The organism is Sulfuriferula plumbiphila (assembly GCF_009938015.1).
GTDB lineage: Bacteria > Pseudomonadota > Gammaproteobacteria > Burkholderiales > Sulfuriferulaceae > Sulfuriferula > Sulfuriferula plumbiphila.
The window spans coordinates 2,263,063-2,283,290 of the sequence record NZ_AP021884.1 but is presented as its reverse complement, the minus strand read 5'-3'; the positions used below and the strand labels follow the sequence as shown (position 1 = coordinate 2,283,290).

Annotated in this window: 20 protein-coding genes and 1 pseudogene; 7 read left to right on the top strand and 14 right to left on the bottom strand. The window is 57.4% G+C overall.

The genetic code is table 11. The features are described 5' to 3' along the window. Positions 1-13: 13 nt before the first annotated feature. The 5 genes from GZH91_RS11820 (at position 14) to GZH91_RS11800 (ending at position 3,394) form a co-directional block, all read left to right on the top strand. Positions 14-661, top strand: a complete 648-nt coding sequence (locus tag GZH91_RS11820; protein WP_147074471.1) for a phosphatase PAP2 family protein — start codon at positions 14-16, stop codon at positions 659-661. Beyond that, positions 639-887 carry a hypothetical protein gene (locus tag GZH91_RS11815; protein ID WP_147074472.1) on the top strand — a complete coding sequence of 83 codons (249 nt, stop codon included), beginning with the start codon at positions 639-641 and terminating at the stop codon, positions 885-887. Before GZH91_RS11820 ends, GZH91_RS11815 begins: the two co-directional genes overlap by 23 nt. An 18-nt stretch (positions 888-905) precedes the next feature. Further along, complete coding sequence (locus tag GZH91_RS11810) at positions 906-2,138, top strand: MFS transporter (RefSeq protein WP_147074473.1); 1,233 nt, start codon at positions 906-908, stop codon at positions 2,136-2,138. 429 nt (positions 2,139-2,567) lie between these two features. Continuing rightward, entirely contained in the window at positions 2,568-2,855 is a 288-nt protein-coding gene (locus GZH91_RS11805; RefSeq protein WP_147074474.1) for a DUF211 domain-containing protein, read from the top strand. Next, on the top strand, positions 2,852-3,394 hold the full coding sequence (locus tag GZH91_RS11800; RefSeq protein WP_147074475.1) for a hypothetical protein: 543 nt from the start codon (positions 2,852-2,854) through the stop codon (positions 3,392-3,394). The genes GZH91_RS11805 and GZH91_RS11800 overlap by 4 nt, the downstream gene beginning before the upstream one ends. A gap of 30 nt (positions 3,395-3,424) precedes the next feature. Here the strand turns inward: GZH91_RS11800 and GZH91_RS11795 are convergent, their stop codons facing one another. From GZH91_RS11795 to GZH91_RS11770, 6 genes and pseudogenes are all read right to left on the bottom strand, one after another. Further along, positions 3,425-4,690 carry an MFS transporter gene (locus tag GZH91_RS11795; RefSeq protein ID WP_170227457.1) on the bottom strand — a complete coding sequence of 422 codons (1,266 nt, stop codon included), beginning with the start codon at positions 4,688-4,690 and terminating at the stop codon, positions 3,425-3,427. Between the two features lie 289 nt (positions 4,691-4,979). Beyond that, positions 4,980-5,489 (bottom strand): annotated as a pseudogene (locus GZH91_RS11790) (IS110 family RNA-guided transposase); the annotation flags it as partial. After that, positions 5,458-5,610: a hypothetical protein gene (locus GZH91_RS11785; RefSeq protein ID WP_161984168.1), complete on the bottom strand. Its 153-nt coding sequence runs from the start codon at positions 5,608-5,610 to the stop codon at positions 5,458-5,460. The pseudogene GZH91_RS11790 and the gene GZH91_RS11785, both read right to left, overlap by 32 nt. Positions 5,611-5,935: 325 nt before the next feature. After that, on the bottom strand, positions 5,936-8,347 hold the full coding sequence (locus GZH91_RS11780; RefSeq protein ID WP_170227468.1) for a plasma-membrane proton-efflux P-type ATPase: 2,412 nt from the start codon (positions 8,345-8,347) through the stop codon (positions 5,936-5,938). Between the two features lie 52 nt (positions 8,348-8,399). After that, positions 8,400-8,696, bottom strand: a complete 297-nt coding sequence (locus GZH91_RS11775) for a hypothetical protein (RefSeq protein WP_198415309.1) — start codon at positions 8,694-8,696, stop codon at positions 8,400-8,402. A gap of 16 nt (positions 8,697-8,712) precedes the next feature. Beyond that, the gene (locus GZH91_RS11770; RefSeq protein WP_147075098.1) at positions 8,713-9,255 is read right to left on the bottom strand and encodes a Chromate resistance protein ChrB; all 543 of its coding nucleotides are present in this window, start codon (positions 9,253-9,255) and stop codon (positions 8,713-8,715) included. 158 nt (positions 9,256-9,413) lie between these two features. On the opposite strand from GZH91_RS11770, the gene GZH91_RS11765 reads away from it, so the two are divergent. Together GZH91_RS11765 and GZH91_RS11760 are read left to right on the top strand one after the other, a co-directional pair. After that, positions 9,414-9,884, top strand: a complete 471-nt coding sequence (locus tag GZH91_RS11765; protein WP_147075104.1) for an HAD family hydrolase — start codon at positions 9,414-9,416, stop codon at positions 9,882-9,884. Positions 9,885-10,200: 316 nt separating this feature from the next. Continuing rightward, complete coding sequence (locus tag GZH91_RS11760) at positions 10,201-11,304, top strand: MFS transporter (RefSeq protein WP_223264662.1); 1,104 nt, start codon at positions 10,201-10,203, stop codon at positions 11,302-11,304. A gap of 863 nt (positions 11,305-12,167) precedes the next feature. Here GZH91_RS11760 and GZH91_RS11755 read toward each other — a convergent pair. From GZH91_RS11755 to GZH91_RS11720, 8 genes are all read right to left on the bottom strand, one after another. Next, positions 12,168-12,824 carry a Rieske (2Fe-2S) protein gene (locus GZH91_RS11755; protein WP_161984263.1) on the bottom strand — a complete coding sequence of 219 codons (657 nt, stop codon included), beginning with the start codon at positions 12,822-12,824 and terminating at the stop codon, positions 12,168-12,170. A 106-nt stretch (positions 12,825-12,930) separates the two neighbouring features. After that, the gene (locus GZH91_RS11750; RefSeq protein WP_147075101.1) at positions 12,931-14,280 is read right to left on the bottom strand and encodes an NAD(P)/FAD-dependent oxidoreductase; all 1,350 of its coding nucleotides are present in this window, start codon (positions 14,278-14,280) and stop codon (positions 12,931-12,933) included. A 321-nt stretch (positions 14,281-14,601) separates the two neighbouring features. Beyond that, entirely contained in the window at positions 14,602-15,798 is a 1,197-nt protein-coding gene (locus GZH91_RS11745) for an OmpP1/FadL family transporter (protein WP_147075102.1), read from the bottom strand. A 41-nt stretch (positions 15,799-15,839) separates the two neighbouring features. Continuing rightward, positions 15,840-16,403 carry an OsmC family protein gene (locus GZH91_RS11740; RefSeq protein ID WP_161984262.1) on the bottom strand — a complete coding sequence of 188 codons (564 nt, stop codon included), beginning with the start codon at positions 16,401-16,403 and terminating at the stop codon, positions 15,840-15,842. Positions 16,404-16,575: 172 nt separating this feature from the next. Then, on the bottom strand, positions 16,576-16,755 hold the full coding sequence (locus GZH91_RS11735; RefSeq protein WP_161984261.1) for a LuxR C-terminal-related transcriptional regulator: 180 nt from the start codon (positions 16,753-16,755) through the stop codon (positions 16,576-16,578). A gap of 344 nt (positions 16,756-17,099) precedes the next feature. Further along, entirely contained in the window at positions 17,100-18,728 is a 1,629-nt protein-coding gene (locus tag GZH91_RS11730) for a sigma 54-interacting transcriptional regulator (RefSeq protein WP_147071986.1), read from the bottom strand. A 119-nt stretch (positions 18,729-18,847) separates the two neighbouring features. Next, complete coding sequence (locus tag GZH91_RS11725; RefSeq protein ID WP_147071985.1) at positions 18,848-19,099, bottom strand: FmdB family zinc ribbon protein; 252 nt, start codon at positions 19,097-19,099, stop codon at positions 18,848-18,850. Between the two features lie 100 nt (positions 19,100-19,199). Further along, positions 19,200-19,853, bottom strand: coding sequence for a beta-class carbonic anhydrase (locus GZH91_RS11720; RefSeq protein WP_147071983.1), 654 nt, complete (start codon positions 19,851-19,853; stop codon positions 19,200-19,202). Between the last annotated feature and the right edge of the window lie 375 nt (positions 19,854-20,228).

Genomic DNA, 20,228 nt, shown 5'->3' with positions numbered 1-20,228 from the left:
GAACCTGTCTTCAATGATCAAAGAAGTTTTTTACGACTGGGGGGGTGCCAATCTTTGGCTGTTCCATGCCGTCAACGACCTGCGCAGCCCGATTCTGGACCGCTTCATGTTGCTGGGCACACAGATCGGCAGCCACACGCTCTTCCCGGTTTATCTGACCCTGATCGTGCTGGCGGCGGTATTTGCCGCGACGCGCGTCAAGGCGCCGGATCCGAAACAAGGACAAGGTGTGGCGGTTCGCTGGCTGACCACGCTTGCTATCTTGTGTGTCGCTTACCTGCTGGACGCTGCGCTTATTATTTGGGCAAAGCACTTTTTTGATTTTCCCCGTCCGCCCCTGATTTTGCCGCAAAGTTCGATCCATATCATTGGAAAAACAGAATATTACCGCAGCCTGCCAAGCGGCCACGCTTCCTTCGCCATGCTGATCGCTGCGAGCCTTTGGCCGATGCTTGATAACAGGCAACGCTGGGCCGCAGCATTCTTTGTGATTTGGGTCGGCGTGTCACGCATTAACGTCGGTGCCCATTTTCCTGCCGATGTTCTGGCGAGCTGGCTGACAGCCTTGCCTCTGGTACTGCTGGTAAGGATGATCGTCACCCGATGTCTGCCCTTACATGAAACAAAAGGAGAAAACAATGACGGCAGCAGACACGTCTGAACAGACTCCCGCAGCCGCGCCCAAGCACCGGTTGAACCACAACATTCTGGGCATGGGGCTGACCAGCCTGTTCAGCGGCTGGAACCACCAGATGGCGACCTCTCCCAACGCCGGTTTCGCCGTCGCCGCAATTTTGGCGCTGGTGTCGGCGCTGATGCCCGGGCGGATGCGGTTCCCGCCGCCAGCGGCAGTTGCCGCGGATGTCTTCCCAGCCGTCAAAGCATGAAAATCTGGAGTGTGTCAGATGAAGTTGTGGCCAGGACAGTTGAAGGTACTTGCGTATCGCCCCGTCCGGGTCCTCTGGGGCGGTCTGCTCCTGTCCGCGATTGGCGACGAGTTCTACAGGATCGCCATCGTTTGGCTGGGAACCTCGTTGATTGGAACTGACGCAGGCTATCTTTCTGCCATTCAGGCGGCCGCTACCCTGATCTTTAGCCTCACCGCCGGAATTTGGGCGGACGCTTGGGAGCATCGTAGGACGATGATCGGCGCAGATTGCCTGCGCGGGCTTCTGGTGCTTTTTCCGGTCCTCTGGGTACAGACCATACCGTTGTCGATCTGGATGCTTGTGCCGGTTGCGATTCTGGTGCCGAGCCTGAGTGCTTTCTTCGATCCGGCATTGCAATCCAGTATTCCGGTGCTGGTGCGCGACAGAGATCTCCTCGGGGCGACGAACGGCCTCTTCGAGGCAACCCGACGGATGGCCCGATTGATCGGGGCGAGCTCGATTGGTCTGCTGTCCTCGATCGTGCCCATCCTGCACTTTTTCACCATCGACGCCGTGACTTTTTTCCTCTCTGCCGCCGCGGTTTCCTCGCTACGTCGCGATTTGCCGCCGACTAGCGCGGAGCGAGTGCATCCCGCTGCGCGTAGCCTCCGTGCAAGCGTTGCGGGAGGCTTTGCCGCTTTGCGACCGCACGCCCTGCTAAAATATGCCCTGCTCACTTCAGGTGTGGTCAACGGTGCGTGGCAGGTCGGTTTCGTTCTGGGGGTCGCTCTCGAGCTTCAGCATCAACGGCCCGGAAATATCGGCGCATTTGGTTTGATGATCGCAGCTTACGGCGCCGGCAGCGTGCTATCGAATATGCTGGTCGGGAGTTTCCGATCATATCGCCCGGCCTTGCCCATGTTCGCCGGGAGGATAGTCGGCGGTATCAGCTTTGTCGCGCTTGCCTTCGCACCAAACCTTGCCGTTGCGCTCGGGCTCGCCGCGATGATGGGGGTGGGCGCGCCGATGAGCAATATTCCCTTGTTGAATCTGCTGCAAACCACATTCTCGGAAACCAGGATTGGCCAGGTTTACCGGATCAAGATGGTAAGTGAGTGGGGATGCATCCTCGTCGCCCTGCTGATTTCACCATTTTTGTTCCGGCATTTGAGCATAGAGCGGGTGATCGCGTTGTGCGGAATGGTAGTGTTGTCGGTCGGTGTTACTGGGCTGTTGAAATTTGTCAGATTGAAGAGACGGCTCGTGTGAGTCAAGTGACCGTGCGGCATTTTCTCGACGAATACAGCCGTCGTCCGCGCCCATGGCAGCAGCAGGCGCTGTCCGATTTGACCTGGCTGTCCCCGCCACGATAAGCGCAATCTGTTACGCCTGTTCGGCTGTTTCTCGCGGGCGGGGAACGGGATCCATGGTTTTTATAGTCAATAGGAGAAAAAGGGAGATGATGTTGTGGCAGAATCGATTCAACGCGTTCGTGGCGCGGTTGCGTAGCCACGCTATTCCCCTGCGGATACGCCTCTGGAACGGCGCCGAAACAGACCTTGGAGCCAGCCCGGCAGTGATGCTCACGGTTCCCAGGATCGCAGCGCTACTTGCTCAATCCTTCCCTGGACAGCCTGGGCCATGCCGTGCTGCCGCTGATCAGGGATTACAGCTATGGCGGCTAAAATGGAGGAGGGCATGAATATACGCCGGATTGTCCTCGACGTGGACAAGGCGATCTCTAAACCCGCCGTCACCGAGCTGGCAGAGGCCATTTGCCGAGTCGAGGGAGTGGAGGCCGTGAACATTACGGTCACCGAAATCGACATCGAGACCGTGGGATTCAACGTCACCATCGAAGGTGAGAATATCTCCTATCCCGACCTGGTGCAGGCCATCGAGCATACCGGCGCGGCGGTGCACAGCATCGACCAACTGGTGGCGGGCAGCCGGATAGTGGAAGAAATCAAGCGGGGGAGGACGTGACCACGAAACGGGTTTTCCGGCGCGCGTGGCTGTTTTTCGTTATCACGGGACTGGTCGAGGGCATGTTGACTGCCCTGACCCTGGCGACCGGGAAAATGCTTCGTCCGGGCGCCGCGCTGACGGGCAGCCTGGCTGTACGGATCGGGCTCGCTTCGGGTTTTCCCACCGCCGTCGTGTTTTTCGCTGCGGAGTACGCCCGCCAGCGGGGGGAGCTGTTGCGCATGGCGTACCAGCTCAACATGACCCGGCGCGAACGGCTGGTCGCCGGGAAATTGGGGCAGCAGGCATTGCGCGAGTCCTTCGTTTCCGCGTTTGTGTCCGGCCTGTGCTCCTTCGGCGGGGCCACCGTCCCATTGATGGTTGCCAGCGCAATACCCGGTTCGGGCTGGCCGTCCGTCGCGGTTGCCGTGGCTTGCCTGGGAGTGCTTGGTGCCGGGATCGGGTACACCACCCTGAGTTGCAAAACGTGCTGGTCCTTGGCGCTCGTAATCGCTGGCGGATTGATGGCTTGGCTGGGATATTTCCTTCGGATAGTTTGACTGGTGGCGACAGCACGGCTGGTGCTCGGTTTATTGCGTACCCACCCGTGCCAGCGCCAGCGTGCCGGCGGCCATCAGCACTGCGGCCAGCCCAAAACTGAACACCGGCGAGACGACCGTCCACAGCACGCCGACTGCGGTGCTGGAGATGAACTTGGCCGTGCCATTGACCGTGCCAAGTGCGCCGTAACTCATGGCCAGCTTATCCGCGCCCACCATGTCGGCGGTTACGGTCGATTCCAGTGCTTCCTGTACGGCGACATATAAGCCAGCGATGAAGAAAATCACGCCGAGCAGCAAAATGCTGTCAATGCTGAACCAGAAGGCCAGCGCGGCGAGAATGGCGGTGAGCGCGCCCAGCACATAACCGACAACCAGCACCGGCAGATGGCCGAATCGATCTGCCAGCACCCCGACTGGATAAGATACCGCAACCTGCACCACATTGCGCCAGACATACAGCAATCCGGCGACTTGCGCCGCATGCACCACGCCCATCGATGCAGTCAGCAACGTGGTCGCCGCCAGAATGAGCAGACTGTGCGAGAAGTCACCGATACCGAAGATGCCAACCGCGCCAAGGTAGCGCTTGAAGCGCGTCGGCAAGCCGCGCAGAGAACTGAAAAATTTCAGTGCTGGATTGGACGAGTGCTGCGGGTCTTTGACCAGCGTCAGAAAGGCAAGCACCGCCAGCACACCGGGAATGACGGAGAGCCACAGCACAAAGCGGAATGGGCCGGACGCATTTTCCCAATGCCAGTCCTGGGCCAAACCGAGCAAAGCCACGCCCAGCAAGGGGCCGACCACTGCGCCAATGGTGTCGGCTGCGCGGTGAAAGCCGAATGCACGACCTCGCGTTTCGGGGCTGACCGCCTGAATCACGATGGCATCGCGCAAGGGGCCGCGCAGGCCCTTGCCGAACCATGACACCAAACGACCCAAAAGCAGCAAGGGCCAGCCTGCCGCCAGGGCGATCAGGACCTGCCCAGCCGGCGTCAGTCCATAACCGACCAGAACCAATAGTTTGCGATGGCCCATCTTGTCGGCGATGTAGCCCGACACCATCTTGGTGAAGCTGGCCACCGCATCGGCGATGCCTTCGATGATGCCGAGCGCCGCCGCTGGTATGCCCAGCACCGCCAGGAAGCCGGGCAGGATCACGGTGGTGGTCTCATAACAGAAGTCGCCCAGCGCACTGGTGATGCCGGCCCCCGCCACGGTGCGGTTGAGCCAGCCCCCGGGTTGTTCTTGCCGCGTCCCAGTCGACGCCATCGCGGCTTCATTCAATTCACTCATGATGTTCTATATGGACGCTTCCCGATTGCCAAGGGTTTTTGCTGTGTTTTGGTAAACAAGACAAGGCTGCAGTTCTATATCCGGCCTTGTTGCAGGCTATTTCCCTGCGGGCCCCGATGGAATTCGCTGACTTGCCCCTCATTCTCCTGGCGGACTATTGATGTCCAGCTCATCATTCAGGTTCAGCAAGCCACGGTCTGACCTGTTTGCCATCACACACAATTACCTATCGCAACCTTTCAGCATTCACTCCTGTGTTCGTTATTCTTTGACTGCCCAGTGCATGGCCCTATGCTGGCCTGATGCTGACCCAGTCGCCCTGGTACGCCCGGTCATGGGCCAGCATCGCCCAGATCATTCGCGCCATCTTGTTGGCCAGCGCGACCACCACCACATTGGATGGCCTGCGCTTGCCTAATTCGTCAACCCACGCCCCAGGTTGCTTGGCGTGTACCAATACCGAGCGGGCGCCGTGGATGAGCAGGGTTCGCAAATAGGTGTCACCACGCTTGCTGATGCCCAGTAGCCTCGTCTTCCCGCCCGTGCCGGTTTGCCCAGGCACCAGGCCCACCCAAGCCGCAAACTCACGGCCTGACTTGAAGGCTTTGGCATCCCCCATCGTGGCCACCGCAGCGGTGGCGGTCAACAGGCCCACACCGGGAATGTCAGCAATGGCGCGGGCCGCCTTGTCCACCTTTAACCAGCTTTTAAGCTTGAGCTCAATTCCCGCGATTTGCATATCCAGCTCCGTAATGCGCTGCCACTGATCACGCAGGGCTTCGATCACGATGCCTGGCAAAATGCTCCAGAAACTTCTCGCGTTTGAGCTGCAAACTCACCATCTCTCCCGTCTCAATATCAACCCAATGCAGTTGAAATACCCGTTTTGCAATATCAATGCCGACTACGCCATGCTTCATGATGGATCCTCTGGTTTGCCTGTGAAGAACTCCATGTTCCTCCAAATTTGGCACTTCGATGCCGTCGGCCCATGAGGATCCACCTTCGCCCCACCCTACGCCACCTCAGTAGCCCGTCGCCGGGGGCAAGCGTCCATACCATTCTCCCTGTTGTCGTGCGTGCGAATAAGGCCAAATTTCTCGACAAGCGTTGGAAACATGATGTCTGTATCAAATAATTCATTGCGGCATCTCAAAGGTCGTCAGTACAAGGTTTTCGTCGTGGGCCTCGTGTCTAGTGTAGGGGTGGAGAGCGAGGGCGATAGCAGGTCTTGCGCCTGGAGGATTAAGTGCTCGCATTGACGCCCGACGGACTCGAACTTCCAAGAAGCCCCGTCTGTTGGAACACCGAGATCTTTACCTGGTCGAGCAGAACGCTGGCGACCAGGACTGCCCCGAGGGTACCTGCCAGCAGAACAACGGGAACAGAAGCCATGAGAATGCCCCAGGCAGCCAATATGGACGCTATGGCTACATTGCCAATCGTCGCGGCAGCGACGTAGCGACTGGGCGCAAGCGACCAGAACCGGCCTGGCACGCGGGTGATGTAAATCGTGGCCTGGGCGGAGTACATGAGGTAGACAAACATCAGCGTCTGGATCTGGAGAGTGGGCAGCTTCAGGATGTTCATCGCCGCCCACAGGATGACAAACCCTAGAACCAGCCAGCCGAGCGCGAGGACGCCGCCGATCTTGGCGATTTCGCGGACGTCCCATTGCCTGGGTGTCGAAGAGCCCTGCACACGGTCGGTCGCCAGGGTGATCGTCACAATGTCATTCAGGACGACGATCACGGCGATCAGGGCCAGCGGCGTCACGAAGAAGCCGGTTGCGATATAGCCGATGGTCAGCAGTGCCGCAAGTTCAACCGTGCGAGCAATCTTCGTGATCGTCCAGGTCAGCATGCGCCGGTAAACACGCCGGCCGCCCGACACCACTGAAACGATGCCTTGAAGCCCGGGAACCGTCAGGACGATCTGTGCAGAGGCTTTGGCGACGTCCGAAGCCGAATGAACCGCAATGCCGACCTCCGCCTGTTTGAGCGCTGGCGCGTCGTTCACGCCGTCGCCGGTCATTCCTGTGATTCGGCCAGAGCGCTGCAGCGTCTGTACAAGGTGGAATTTTTCCTCCGGATAGAAGTTTGCAAATCCGTCATATTCAAGCGGATTATGCAAGGAATCCTCCGCATCCCCGAAGTGACCGCCGATCCCTACCGCACGGCTGACGGCCTGGGCGGTCGCCCGCGTGTCCCCGGTGACCATGAGCACCTTGACGCCAAGCTGCTGTATTGCTTTCACTAACTCCGCAGCGTCGTCCCGGAGCGAATCGGCGAGCGCGACAAGTCCTCGAATGCTCAGGTGCTCCTCAGGACCGGCTGCAACCGCGAGGACGCGCGCGCCGGAAGCAGCCAGCGCTTCGACACGGGCCATGAGTTCGGGCTGCGGCTCGGCGAGCTGTTGGACCACTAGCGGAGCGCCCAGCACCACACGCAAAGCCTGCCCATCCCGGTTGACGTGCGCTTCGGAGTGCTTGATCGCGGGATCGAACGGAACGAACTTCTTCCGGCTGAGCGGCTGTAGCGACCGGTCCTTGAAGGCGCCGAGGATGGCAAGTTCGACCGGGCCCTGAGTCGCCTCGTCGCAGGATGCGGCCGCCCAGGTCAAGACCTCGTCCTCAGACTCGCCTGCGAAAGGCACGAGGGCAGCGAGGCTTTCCTTGTTCTGCGTCAGCGTGCCGGTCTTGTCTATACATAGAACGTCCATGGTCGCCGCTTCCTGGAGTGCGGACAGCCCGGTGACCAGAACGCCTTTGTTTGTCAGTGTCCGCGCTTCGACCGCGTTGGCAACCGTAAAGGCTGCCGGCATCGTCACCGGCACCGTGGCAATCACCAGCACCAGGAAAAAAGGAATGAGCGGAAGCAAGTCTTCTCCGCGCCAAAGAACGGCCGCGACAAGCGCCACTGCGAGTACCGCGTCGATGTTTACCAGATAGCGCACAACGGTGAAGAGAAGCTGGTCAAGATGACCGACCGAGCGGGCGGTCCTGACCAACTCTGCCGTGCGCCCATAGTAGGTGCGCGGTCCAGTCGCTGTGACCGTTCCTGAGGCTTCGCCGCGACCGACGCTCGACGCCGAATAAATCGTTTCGCCGCGGGATCGGGGTACGACGCCTGACTCACCCGTGAGCGCGGACTGATCGACCTCCACGGTCCCTTCGTCGATCGTAAAGTCGGCAGGCACGATATCGCCCATCCTGACGTGAACCAGATCGCCCGGAACAATCTCCCGGGCGGGAAGTATCTGCCAGTTTCCAGCGCGGCGGACTCGCGAACTGACTTGCAGACGGCTGCGCAGAAGATCCAACGCGGTTCGGGCCCGACGCTCCTGGACGCCGCCGAGCACGGCGCTGAAGACCAGCCAGACGGCAATGAGCGCCGGCCCTGCCAGTTTGCCCAGCACCACCTCGAGTACGAGCGCCGCCTCGAGCATCCAGGGAATGGGACCCCAGAGGCGCCCCAGGATGCTTCGAAGAGGACCGGATGGCTCTTCCCGGATTTCGTTGTAACCGAATTGGGCGAGGCGGGTCCGGGCCTCTGCCTCAGACAGCCCCTCCTCAGCACCGGGGGTCAATTCCTTGGGCTTTTCCGTTTCGGTACCGTCAGCGGATTTGCCAGCGGCGGATTCGTTGGACGCGCTCACAGTGGCACCTCGAAGGTGGCCAGCACCGGATAGTGATCGGAAGCCATGTCGGTTATGGGGTACGGATGACCTGATAAGACCTGGCGTGATCTGCCAACGCGTTCGATGCCAACAGGTAGTTGCAGCGCATGACCGCGAACTCGGTGCCGGTGAAACCTGTCGTGGACACCCTCGGAATGCTTGATCCGCCCAGCGCATGGCCAACATCCACCCAGCCAGCGGCTTCCAGCATCAGGAAAATATCAGGCTTGAGTTCGTTGATCAGGCCGATCTGAGCCTGCGCACCACGATCATCGGAGCCGTCGCGTCCGCCGAACAGCGTGTTGTAGGTGAGTACGGTCAGTTTCATGGCTTGCCTTCCTTTATCAGCGGTTTTCGTCGTGCGCCTCGAACACGCGCTGGGCGTAGGCGTCCAATAAGGCTTCGCAGGCCTGCAGGCCTTGCTCGGCCTCAAGCGCCAAGCTCGCGCCGTAGAAATCGAGCTTGCGGATTTTTTCCAGCCAACTTTGCAGCTTCTTAAAATCCACGTCGTTTTCTTCCAGCTCAGCATAGGTGAAGTGGCTAGCTGCGGTTTCCTTGTTGATCTCGCCCTCGAAGTCCCTGCACTTATCAAGGAACTCTCGGTACGCCTCGTCGCGATCCGCTTTAAAACGGGCGACGACTTTGTCTTCCTGTGAGCGATCCAGCGCCACTGTTTCCAGGATCACTGATTCGCCGGTCATTTCGGCTATCTCGTTCTCCAGCATTTTGAGCTGGCGAACGTGGTCGTCGGTCTTGGGTAAGAGACAGACACCGTTCTGCAGGTAGATACCCCCCATTCCTTTGAGCCGTCGCCAAAGGGCGACCCGCTTCTTGGCCGGTTCGGGAGGGACTTTGTAGGTGAGGAGCAGCCAGTTCTGTGTAGTCATAAAATAATTATATTGTTACTATGGTAACAAATAAAGAAAAACTATATTGAATAGAACCGTGAATCTCGATATCAATGGCTTCCAATGGAGCGGGATGTATTTCCGGGGAGTATCGTAATACATGGGAGTCGAGTAGCTCTGCCAGGAGAAGTGAAGTGATGATCAAAATTGACATTCCGGGTGGTGCGACCCTTGAACTCGTCCATCTGGTATGTGATTACAATGGCACTCTGGCCCGGGACGGCCGGTTGCTCGAAGGTGTTTCCCGGCGGCTCGCGGCGCTGGCAGGGGATTTGACCATCCATGTGGTGACAGGAGATACCTTCGGCCAGGCCCGGGAGTCGCTTGCCGGCCTCGATATTTCGCTTGCTGTCCTGGCTGAATCCGGTCAGCGAGAGGCGAAGCTCGACTATGTGCGGCAACTGGGTGTCGAACGGACGGTCGCGATCGGTAATGGTAGCAACGACCGGGACATGTTGGCGGCCACCGCGCTCGGTATCGCCGTGTTGGGGCCTGAAGGTGCCGCGGGGGCCACGCTCGCGGCGGCCGCTGTGGTCGCGCCCGACATCCTCGCCGCCCTTGATCTGCTGTCGAATCCGCGCCGCCTGGTGGCGACACTGCGGCAATGAATCCGTCCCCGTAGCCGCTTTTCGCAGCCAGCGTTGGCTGTCTTGGCCGCCCGGGTCAGCGCTCATTGCTATGGGATAACTGCCATATTTAGGATGAAACATCCGCGGTAAGAACGCATAATGGCGGCAGTGAATGGCGGCAGTGAGGCTGTCCTGGATTTTGTGTGGCCGGGTTTTTATTTGGCACCCAGACAAGATGAACGCACTCACCAACGCATCTGAGCCCAGTAACGGAGATAGTGTGCACAAACCATCCAATCGCAATTTTTTCCTTCTTATCTCGGTGATTGGCGGCTTGGCAATACTCAGCTCAACAATGTCGAAGACACCGGCGTTGCCCCTGTTTTCAAAAGCACTGGGGGCGAGTCCTGCGGAAATCGGCTGGATCGTCATGGCTTCGACTGTGCCAGGCATATTGATCAGTTTTCCTGCCGGGGCGTTATCCGATTATCTGGGCAAGCGCAGCATTATCTACGCCGCGCTTTTCGTGTTTGCCACGGCACCTTTCCTTTATTTGCTGGTGAGCGATGTTTGGCAATTGATCGCAGTGCGTTTCTATCACGGCTTCTCCACCGCCATTTTCGGCACGGTGGTAAATGCGGCTATCGCTGAAAGATATGTGCAGGATCGGGCGGAAAAGCTTTCGGCTTATTCCTCAGCCACCATAGTCGGGCGTTCTGTCGCGCCATTCCTGGGTGGTTTGCTCATTTCGCTGGCGAGTTTCCAGATGGTCTATCTGGCGTGCGGCATCAGTGCAGTATTGGCGCTGGCACTTGGATTCCTGCTCCCGGATGAATCGAAGCCCGCTGCGCGAAGCCATATCCGGCCCCATTTCATGGACAGCCTCCGGACGGTACTGAAAGATCGCTATATGCTGGCGACCAGTCTGGTTGAAGCCGCGCTGTACCTTGTCTTCGGGGCGATAGAAGCGTTCCTGGCATTGTTCGCTTCATCCAAGGGCATTCCCGCCTGGGAGATCGGTATTATCCTCGGGGCACAACTGCTCAGCATCGTGTTCCTGAAGCCTCTGATGGGGACTATTTCCGATAAATCTGGCCGCGAACGCGTCATTATCCCCGGCCTGATTGTGGCGGGGATAAGCGTCTTGCTTCTGCCACGTTTCCCAGGCGTGTTTGGCCTGGTGGTTCTGGTTTCGCTGTTCGGCATCGGCTTTGCCGCTGTCACTTCGTCCACGTCAGCGCTGGTGGCGGATCTCACCAAAAACGGCGCATACGGTTCTTCGATGGGTGTGCTGAGCACTATCATGGACATCGGCCAGTCCATCGGTCCGGTGCTGACAGGCTGGATGGTCGGCCGGCACGGCTATGTCGCCGCTTTTTCCCTGCTGGCGGCGATCCTGCTGGCTGTCGCGATATCATTTGGATATATCGCATGGCTGAGAGGGAAGCATAAGCCGTGAAATGGCAGAGCGCTTACAAAAATCCCGGAGTGAACGGCGACATGTGACGCGGTTCGCTGGTCCGCCGTCAGCGCCAGGAGGCCACGCAAGGCGGCTCATTGCCTTGACGTGGCCTCCTGGCGGCTGGTTCTAGGGTGCATCATGGCCATCCTTCCCATTGGCGGGGTTACCAGCGGACCGCTGCAGCAGCTTGACCTGGACCGCACTGTAGGTCGCGACACAATAGGGCACCACGTAATTGAGTACCAGGTGGCCGATCATAGCGCCTGGCCCGATCTCAGAGACTCCCATTGGTTGATAAGGTTGAGTGCCGTACCTACAACCAGGGAAATCCTGAAGGACTGACGCACAGTCTGGCCAGAGAACGCGAGGGACAATGCTTTCGTCATGGTTGAATGCCCACATTATGTTCATCACAAACGCACGTGCCGCTCAGGATCGGGTCAGCAAGCTTAAAAAAGCTATAGTCCAATATACTGTGTGAGTAGCTTAAACGGCCAAATTTTCTCCCACAAAAAGTGCTCTACTGGAAAGCCTAGCGTTAACCCGAGCCAGAAGCCAACAGACAGCAGCACTGTTTTAGACTTGTGGTAACACTTCACCATAAGACCGTTTTCGTCCCTATGCGTATGAAACATATTAAGTTCCTCAAGTACCAGTCTTGTTATCGAATGAGCGGTTAGCGCCTCGCAATGGTGTCAAAACCGCGCACCCAGGCACCACAGATGATCTCGTCCACTGCCCACGCCTCGTTCGATGCCTGGCCGCATCACGATTCCGGCAATCAATAGACGGCATGACCCGGCCCATGCCTGGCGTGATCTCTTGCAGCGCGATGAAATGGCTCCGTAATCCAGCAAAAATCAGCACTGAACACGCACTTTGGAGTACTCGGCAAAGGGCACCACCTTGGCCATCGCGGTGACCAGTTCCCTGGCTTTGCCGGCGCCCAGTTCAGCGTTGAGTTGCGTCTTGTAGGCCTTGAAAAAATCATCGAACAGCGTGCCGCCATACACGCCCGTTGCATAGAGTTCATCCGTGGCCACGTCGTATTCGAGCGCGACTGCGGAGAGCGGCCCAGCGGCGGGCCCGGACAATACCCTGGCACCCTGTGCCGGGTCATACACGCTGTTATGTGCACAGCATGTAATCACGCCGCCACGCCCGGCGATTTCGCTTGTGTTGGGATTGTAGGTAATCAGGCTCGCGTCCCTGGTCGGGTAGGCGAGCTGATGCGCGCAAATTGCGGTATAGGCGACGACGGATTTGTTGGCGCCCACACCACCGCGCCAAGCGTATTCGTTGCCGTCGCTGGCGACCAGCTTGTTGCCGTCTGGCGCCGGCTTGCCCAGATTGATGAGGAAGCTGGGCGTGCTGGCGTAGGGGTAATTGAATAGGTAGGCCTCGGCGCTGCCGAGTGCGCTGGCCTTGATGGGTTGACCCTGGGCATCCACCAGTTTCACCCGCGCAAACGATGTCAGTTCAGTTGCCTGCGCCTGTTTTGAAAAGCACGCTACCATGCTGCCAGTGGCTGCCGCAGTGCTGCATATTCTTATAAACGACCTTCTGTCCATGCGCTACCCCAAAAAAAAAGGGGGCATGATGCCCCTTGAACTGACTGCTGATTCAAGCGAACAAATCCCGGTAAATGCCGCGCGCCCATTCCAGCGTGGCACGCCCCTTGGCCTGGTCGCGGTTTTCATACAGCTTGGTGTCGCTGGAGAAGCCAAACGCCTTTTTCTTCTTGTCGTAGGCATAACCGGCGTCCACGCTGATGGCCTCCATCGGATCCGCATTCACCATCGAGTAGCAGAGGGTGCGCGGGCTTTCCCAGTTGATGCTCTTGCCTTGGGCGTGTGCGGCGAGCACTTTGGCAACGTACTTGCCCTCGGTGTTGGCGGTGTTGGCGCTCTTGGAGTAAGGCATGGGGCGCGAGTCACCGGTGACATAGACGCGTTCATCGCCAATGACGTGGTACTTGAAACCATCAATGTTGGCTTCTTTCTGGTTGCTGTTGGGGTCAACCAGACCGAAGGTTTCGATGATGCGTGCGCCACGCACACCAGGATAAATGGCGGCGTCGTCGAAGCGGTAGCTGTCGAACTCGGTTTTGATGATCTTCTTCGCTACATCCACACCCTTGATCTCGGCGGAAGGCTTGTACTCGATGTAGTCTTTGTACAGTTCATCAAACGCTGCGTGGAAGCCTTTGGCCTTGATGGTGATGTCGGGGTTGTGGTCAAGCACCAGCACCTTGCCCTTGATCCTGTTTTTCTTGAAGTAAGAGGCAATCATGCAGGCACGCTCGTAAGGCGCGGGGAGACAGCGGTAGTTGCCGCCCGGCACCGTCTGGATGAACAGGCCGCCATCGAAACCGTGAATCTTGTCGCGGATGGTGACGTGCTCGGTGGGCATGGTCCAGCCGGCGGGATAGTCGGTGCGCAGCAGCGTTTCGCTTTCCGCGTCGCTGACGCCGATGCGGCTGTAGTCGTAATCGATACCGGGAGCGAGTACCAGGTAGTCGTAATCGATTTCACCCATGTTGGTCATGAGCTTGCGCCCAGCGCGGTCGAGTCCGGTACAGGTGGCATTGAAGAAAATGTAGTGGTTATTGCGCGCCGCGTCGAGGAAACTGTGATTGGCCAGAAATTCGAGGTTGATCAGGTCGGCGTACCACAGATTGCTGGAAAAGCAGGAGGAATACATATCGCGCTTTTCTACCATCACCACGTCAAACCTGGGATAGGCTTTTTTCGCGTATTTGGCGATGGTCAAGCCCGAGGTGCCCGCCCCCACCACCACCAGGCGCGGGCCTTTGGCTTTGGGTAACGAGGCTTTCACATGGGTGCCGAGTGACAGGGTGGCGGCCTGGACATTTGCAGGTGCCGATGCACCGGTGCCTAGCGCCAAGGTCGCGGCAGCAGCGCCACTCATTTTGAAAAAATCGCGCCGTGTCAGTTTGGGATTGTGGTTCATGATTAAGTCCTCCTCCGTTTTATAGTGGTATATGCGTCGCTCCCTATTATAGAAGCCGCGCTGGAATATGAAGGGTTATGTGTTGTTTTTTTACATTTCTACCCGCTTCGGTGACGATCTATTCTGAAATAGTCCGACTAACCGCCCACGAATGGGCGGGTATCGCCACGTTCTGTACCAGCGTTACAATGTGCTGGACATAGTTTCACCGCCGATTATCTTTAGAATTTACGAACCGGCGCATCCGGTCGATCACTTCTCCCCAATTTTCCCTCCAACCTGCTCATGGCACTTTGTGGAGGGAAAACCGGGAGCTGTATCTCAGAACTTCCAAGTGAGGCCCACGCCAATTTGCCACGTCTTGGCATTTACTTTCGTGTTGCCGATCGTCTCATCCCGGCTGAGGGCTGTTCCCACGTGCGTATCCATCTGCATGTTCTTGGTCAGTTCGTAGCCTAAACCAAGTGTCACCTGGTCTGTCCAAATTACTTCTGCGTTTGTCGCTTGCAGATAACGGACCAAAGATGGGGTGAGGGGAATATTGGTACCGTTGTAGGCAAGCGATGTCGCTTCGCCGACATTCGATCCAACGCCGCCCTTGATCGGGCTATTGACATGACTGTAGCCAACCCGCCACTTCGCTTTTCCTTGGGTCAGTTGAGCACCGAGCGCCACAACGGTCTGGTTCTTATAAATGTCCTGGTAGAATTTTGCGCCCTCCCAGTTCTTCCAGATCACATCGGCAGCCAAGAGAAGCTTTCCGTCAAGCAGTGAAGAATTTGACAAGCCCATCCCAACTTCTTCCGGTTGCTCGACTGTCAGATCCCAGAAGGCGTTCGAGGCATAATTCACAACATCTTTATACTTTATCGAGAGCTTGCTGCGGTAATAGACGCCCGCTGCCGTCTGCCCAACGTGGTAGTTGGCGCCGAGCGCCCCGCGCCAGCCAAATGCGTGGCGCGTCGCGGTATTGGAAGAAAGGCCCGCCTGGAAGAAACCGTTGCCGATGGTAACGGCGCCACCGATATCGAGGTTATCGTTCACCCGGTGTGCTATACCCACGTTGGCGCCGAATAACACGAGTTCGGCAAGCGGATCCAGACTACCGGGCGTTCCGCGAAAATCTGACCCCACTCCAGAGATGGCGGTCAGACCAAGCCCCAATACTGTGTCCTGGCTGATCGGCTGCGTAACGGCGACGGCAGGAACCAGATAATCGCCCGCCTTCGAGTCGGCACTCCAGGCTGTCCCGGTATCTCCCCCATTGTGTTGGGCTCTGACCTGCGGTCTATAGAATGTAGCCCCAAAAGAAAAGGAGGTGCCACTATTGAAGTTCGCGAGCGTTGCCGGATTGCCGAATACAGCTGCGGCAGGTTCCAGCGGGTTCGCGATCCCTACCCCTGCCATGCCACCCGAAGCGGGCAGCATGGTGAGGTTAAGGTCGGTACCGTAATTTGCCGCATTCGCTGCAGAAGCGGCTCCCAAAACAAGTGCAACTACAGCACATATTTTCTTCATTTACTGCCTCCTTTAAGTTTTTGGAATTTTCAATTTTTTTCTTAGGCTCCAGTGACTGCGGCTTCTTGGTGTGACTGGAGTGATTTCATGGGCCCGCCGTTGATCGATACCTTCCCCGTGACCTCGATAGCACGCACCAGCGTGTCCAGTACCGGGCAATGGCTTTCCACGGTTTCGATCAGCTTCTTGATGGTCGCTTCGTCCGCCGCGCTGTCGATGGTGGTTTCGAAAGTCACCTTCTGGAAGCCTGGCGGCACAGCGTCATCCATGGCGAAGAGGCCCCGCAAATCGAGATTACCCTTCACTCCCACCTTGACCTTGGACAACGGGACCCCCATCACGGAGGCGTATGCGCCATACATAATCTCCTGACAGGTTCCGAGCGCGACCAGCACGAGCTCAACGGGACTCATAGCCTCATCTTTACCTCCCAGCGCCGGAGGTTCGGTTACGGTGATTGACGCAAAATCCCGCACCTTCGCGCTACAACGAACGTCCTCGACCAACTCGGTGTCGGCACGGAAGACAAGGCGCGCTGCGCCAGGGTTGGCTTTGATCGATTCGATCGTGTTGAGCAGAGCTGCTTTAACTGATGCTTGAGACATGATTTCTCCTCCATTTTAAAGTGATTTGGATCGCGGCCCCGCGATGGTGGCCATTCAAGACCGCGCAGCAGCAGGAGAATGAAGCAAATGCCTGCCACGTGCTTCCATTACAGCGCCGGACAGCACCACCTGTAAATTGGGACGAACATGTAGAGTGGATTAGGGAATTCACTTAGGCGGCGCGCAGGTGGAGTACCATTCCGACCAATTCGGAGAGCGAATTGGCCTGCATTTTGCGCATTGCATTGGCACGATGCACTTCGATGGTTTTCCAACTCACACCCAGTTCATATGCATTGAACCACCCCGGAAATCTCCGGACAGCAGTGGCCGCATATAAATATTTTTCCATTACTTTCTCCCCGGTATGAATGACAGGCTACAGGGAATATAGCAATACTTATGCCATAATAAATTATGTTTTAATACAGTGCGTTATGATATTCTGTGGCTGGGTAGTCAGAAACAACACTTCCTGGAGGTGATGGCTGTTTACAAACAAAAGGCCTAAATAAACAGGGGGAAAGTGAATACGAAAAGAATTGATCCACTGTGAAATTTTATTTCCTGCTACCATCCGGATTTGGCCGGATATTCAGTCAAAAATTTGCAAGCCAACGATATCACACCATCATAAGCACTGGTATAAGGTGTGTTCCACCGCTACTAACATTGGCGATAGAACCCTGGTGCCCGCTACCTCCCTGTATCCGGGTGTGCGACTTTGAGCCTTGCCTGGGAGCGGTAACTGTTGGGGTCCATGCCGTGTAAATTGAGCTTCTGATGAATCGCCCTTGGCGTAACTCCCAAAGACTTCGCTATCTCGCTGACATTGCCGCGGAACCGGGTAAGCGCCTCCTTGAGGATCAGCGTCTCCACCTGTTCAGCAGCCCGCTGTTTCGCCTCCTTGAGGGACAGGTCAACGGCTTGTACGGCGCTCGCGGGTGTGGCGCCGCTGGTTTGGGGAAGCAGCAGTTGGGTCATAATCGGGCCGGGTGAGAACAGGAACGAGCGCTCCAGTACGTTCTCCAGCTCGCGTACGTTGCCAGGCCAATCGTGCTGCATCAGCTGCGCTATTGCGGTCTCGCTTAATGCTTTGATGACTTTATTGTACCTCGCGGAGAGTTGGGCAAGAATATGATTGACGAGCGGCAAAATATCCTCGCATCGTTCGCGTAGCGGCGGGAGAAGGATAGGCACCACGTTTATCCGGTAATAGAGATCCATCCGGAAAGTCCCCTCGGCAATGAACTTGTCCAGACGCATACTGGCCGCGGCGATCACCCGAACATTTGCGGACAGGCGCTGCTTCCCGCCTACCCGCTCGAATTCCCCGCCCTGCAGCACGCGCAAGAGACGTGCCTGGGCGGCGAGCGGCAAGGAATCGATCTCGTCAAGAAACAGGCTTCCGCCCTCTGCCTGCTCAAACAGGCCGTGATGGACTTCGTAGGCGCCGGTAAACGCCCCGCGCTCATGTCCGAATAGTGTGGTTTCGACCAGGTTTTCGGGTATTGCGCCGCAGTTCACCGCGACGAAATTCCTGTTCCAGCGTTCACTCAAAGCGTGGATGCGACGGGCAATGACCTCCTTGCCCACGCCGGTCTCACCGGTAATCAGCACGGTCGCGGTGGTCGGTGCCACGACCTTGATTGTCTCCAGCGCATTGAGCATGGCCGGGGACTTCGCCACAACGAAAGGTTTGTCGGCATCCTCGGGCTGGCTCGGGCTGACACCGCACCATGCTTTTCCGTCGCGCCGCTCTCTAGTGATCTGCGCTTTGACTGTAGCTGCCCGACCACGGATAACCCCCTGTTCCCGGTGATATTCGTCTCCCTCAAAGGCGGCGGCTTTCTTGGGGTCGGTATAAATGCGCACCTCGCACATCCCGTTTCCCACCGCAATGCGTTTGTCCAGGATCACTTTCGCGTAACCGAAGTTGCGGGCTGCAATCCCGCCGAATACGCTGGAAGTCATCTTGCACAGCTCCGGCGCCTGCATGACGGCTTCTCCGAAGGGGCAGCGCGTATTGACCACCCGTACCATGCCCGGTTCGCTGGATGCACGGGAAAAATTTCCGCCGATCTTATTCTTGATCTCCACAATCATGTCCGCGTACTTGCCATGATCCAGGGATCCGTCTTGCCCAGACTCCTGTCGGTACGCGGTCTCAAAACAGCCGCTCGCGGTGAGACCGAGCTGCTCGATGTAATTTAGGCGGTCATTCCCTTTGCCGCCCCCCATCTTTGCGCTGACCTCGATGCTCTGGGCAACAAAGGTTTGCAAAAACAGGATGGGATTAAGATGGGAAAAAAACTTATCGGGCATAGTCATTCTCCTCAAATCCGGCACCGCTATCGCAAGTCGCCGCTGTTGCGCGCGGGCTTAGCCATTCCAAGATTCTACGGTGGCTATGTCTCCAGGCTATACCAAAAAATTGATTGTGTTTAAGAATGTTGGTGATGCCCACATCCGCATCCCGGTCCGTGCGTGTGTTTCTCCTGCCCCGGTTTCGGCTGCAGCGAGCGCATCGCCAGATCACGACCGCGCGCCATATGGCCATGCATCGCCGGGGCAGAGAGGATCACTTTTTCGGTCGCGCCCCCACATGCCGGGCAATCCGGGCTGGGCGCGTTGATTGCATGGCGTGCTTCGAATTGCAGCTTGCATTGTGTACACAGGTAATCATAAGCTGGCATCGGAATCTCCCTTGTAATAGGTTAGCGCGTTTCTCGGAAACACCAAGACGCGGACGCCTGTTACGCCAGGCGCCCACGTTTCTTGATTGCTCTCCTTGGCCTAGCTCCAGCGCGGCGGTTGCTTCCCCTTGACGCCGAATGGGGCTGAGGTGACATCGGTTCTTGCCCGTTTTTCAGGATCCCGGGTCGGCGCCCGCAGTCGACGCGTCTCAACCTCCCAGACCCAGCCGCTAATGACCGTATCCTTGGGAATGAGGGGGTGATTTTTGAATGTCTCGACTGTCTTCATGCAGGTTTCGTCCACGTCGTCCATCATCCCAATCCACTTGGCGAATGCGCCGTTCGCCAGCTTCAACTCTGGCAGCGTCGGGTCCATTGCGATATTGTCCGTATCGATCCCCTTGTCGCGTAACATCTTTTCCAGATCGGCCGCATTCGCCGACAGCATGCCGCACTGCGTATGCTGCACGATGACGATTTCCTTGGTGCCAAAGAAATTGCAAGTCAGCATCGCCGAACGGATCGCATCGTCGGTGACGATTCCCCCGGCATTGCGGAAGCAGTGCGCATCGCCTCCTCCAGCCGGTGTGTCTACGTGAATCCCGAGCGCTTCGTCTACCGGCAGGCGTTCGTCCATGCAGGCAAGTACCCACAAGCGTCGGTTGTTATGCCCATCCGGTCCATAGCGGCGACGCGTTGCCCAGTGGTCGTATGCAGCGACGTGTGTGCTCAGTTGCTCTTTGAGAGTCGTCATTTTCAGTCTCCTCGGTAAAAGGCTACAAATTTAGAACCCCTTGAGTGGTCTCGCTTCTTTGACAGCAGCCCAAGGGGATTGGTAACGGGTGTTTTACCCGCACACCGGATTAAGCAAGCCTCATGCCATTTATATATATACTTTAAATACAATTGGTTATGTGTTTGCGCTTGCGCTTCATCGATTTCAATTTCCTGCTTAAAATAAGCTTGTTGCACATAACATATTGAAAAACAATAATAGTATTGAAATGAAGAAACACTTCTTGGTGGGAAGAGATACTGCTTAGGCAGGCGCAGGGAAATGGGGCCTGCCATTGCCTGGCAGCCCGGCGTCGTACTCAACCCAGTTCGCTACCTTGAATTTCATTTTCGG

Coding starts and splice junctions, on each gene's coding strand:
- GZH91_RS11820 (WP_147074471.1), top strand. CDS start 14: ATGATCAAAGAAGTTTTTTACGACTGGGGGGGTGCCAATCTTTGGCTG.
- GZH91_RS11815 (WP_147074472.1), top strand. CDS start 639: ATGACGGCAGCAGACACGTCTGAACAGACTCCCGCAGCCGCGCCCAAG.
- GZH91_RS11810 (WP_147074473.1), top strand. CDS start 906: ATGAAGTTGTGGCCAGGACAGTTGAAGGTACTTGCGTATCGCCCCGTC.
- GZH91_RS11805 (WP_147074474.1), top strand. CDS start 2,568: ATGAATATACGCCGGATTGTCCTCGACGTGGACAAGGCGATCTCTAAA.
- GZH91_RS11795 (WP_170227457.1), bottom strand. CDS start 4,690: ATGAGTGAATTGAATGAAGCCGCGATGGCGTCGACTGGGACGCGGCAA.
- GZH91_RS11785 (WP_161984168.1), bottom strand. CDS start 5,610: ATGAAGCATGGCGTAGTCGGCATTGATATTGCAAAACGGGTATTTCAA.
- GZH91_RS11775 (WP_198415309.1), bottom strand. CDS start 8,696: ATGAAACTGACCGTACTCACCTACAACACGCTGTTCGGCGGACGCGAC.
- GZH91_RS11770 (WP_147075098.1), bottom strand. CDS start 9,255: ATGACTACACAGAACTGGCTGCTCCTCACCTACAAAGTCCCTCCCGAA.
- GZH91_RS11765 (WP_147075104.1), top strand. CDS start 9,414: ATGATCAAAATTGACATTCCGGGTGGTGCGACCCTTGAACTCGTCCAT.
- GZH91_RS11760 (WP_223264662.1), top strand. CDS start 10,201: ATGTCGAAGACACCGGCGTTGCCCCTGTTTTCAAAAGCACTGGGGGCG.
- GZH91_RS11755 (WP_161984263.1), bottom strand. CDS start 12,824: ATGGTAGCGTGCTTTTCAAAACAGGCGCAGGCAACTGAACTGACATCG.
- GZH91_RS11750 (WP_147075101.1), bottom strand. CDS start 14,280: ATGAACCACAATCCCAAACTGACACGGCGCGATTTTTTCAAAATGAGT.
- GZH91_RS11745 (WP_147075102.1), bottom strand. CDS start 15,798: ATGAAGAAAATATGTGCTGTAGTTGCACTTGTTTTGGGAGCCGCTTCT.
- GZH91_RS11740 (WP_161984262.1), bottom strand. CDS start 16,403: ATGTCTCAAGCATCAGTTAAAGCAGCTCTGCTCAACACGATCGAATCG.
- GZH91_RS11735 (WP_161984261.1), bottom strand. CDS start 16,755: ATGGAAAAATATTTATATGCGGCCACTGCTGTCCGGAGATTTCCGGGG.
- GZH91_RS11730 (WP_147071986.1), bottom strand. CDS start 18,728: ATGCCCGATAAGTTTTTTTCCCATCTTAATCCCATCCTGTTTTTGCAA.
- GZH91_RS11725 (WP_147071985.1), bottom strand. CDS start 19,099: ATGCCAGCTTATGATTACCTGTGTACACAATGCAAGCTGCAATTCGAA.
- GZH91_RS11720 (WP_147071983.1), bottom strand. CDS start 19,853: ATGACGACTCTCAAAGAGCAACTGAGCACACACGTCGCTGCATACGAC.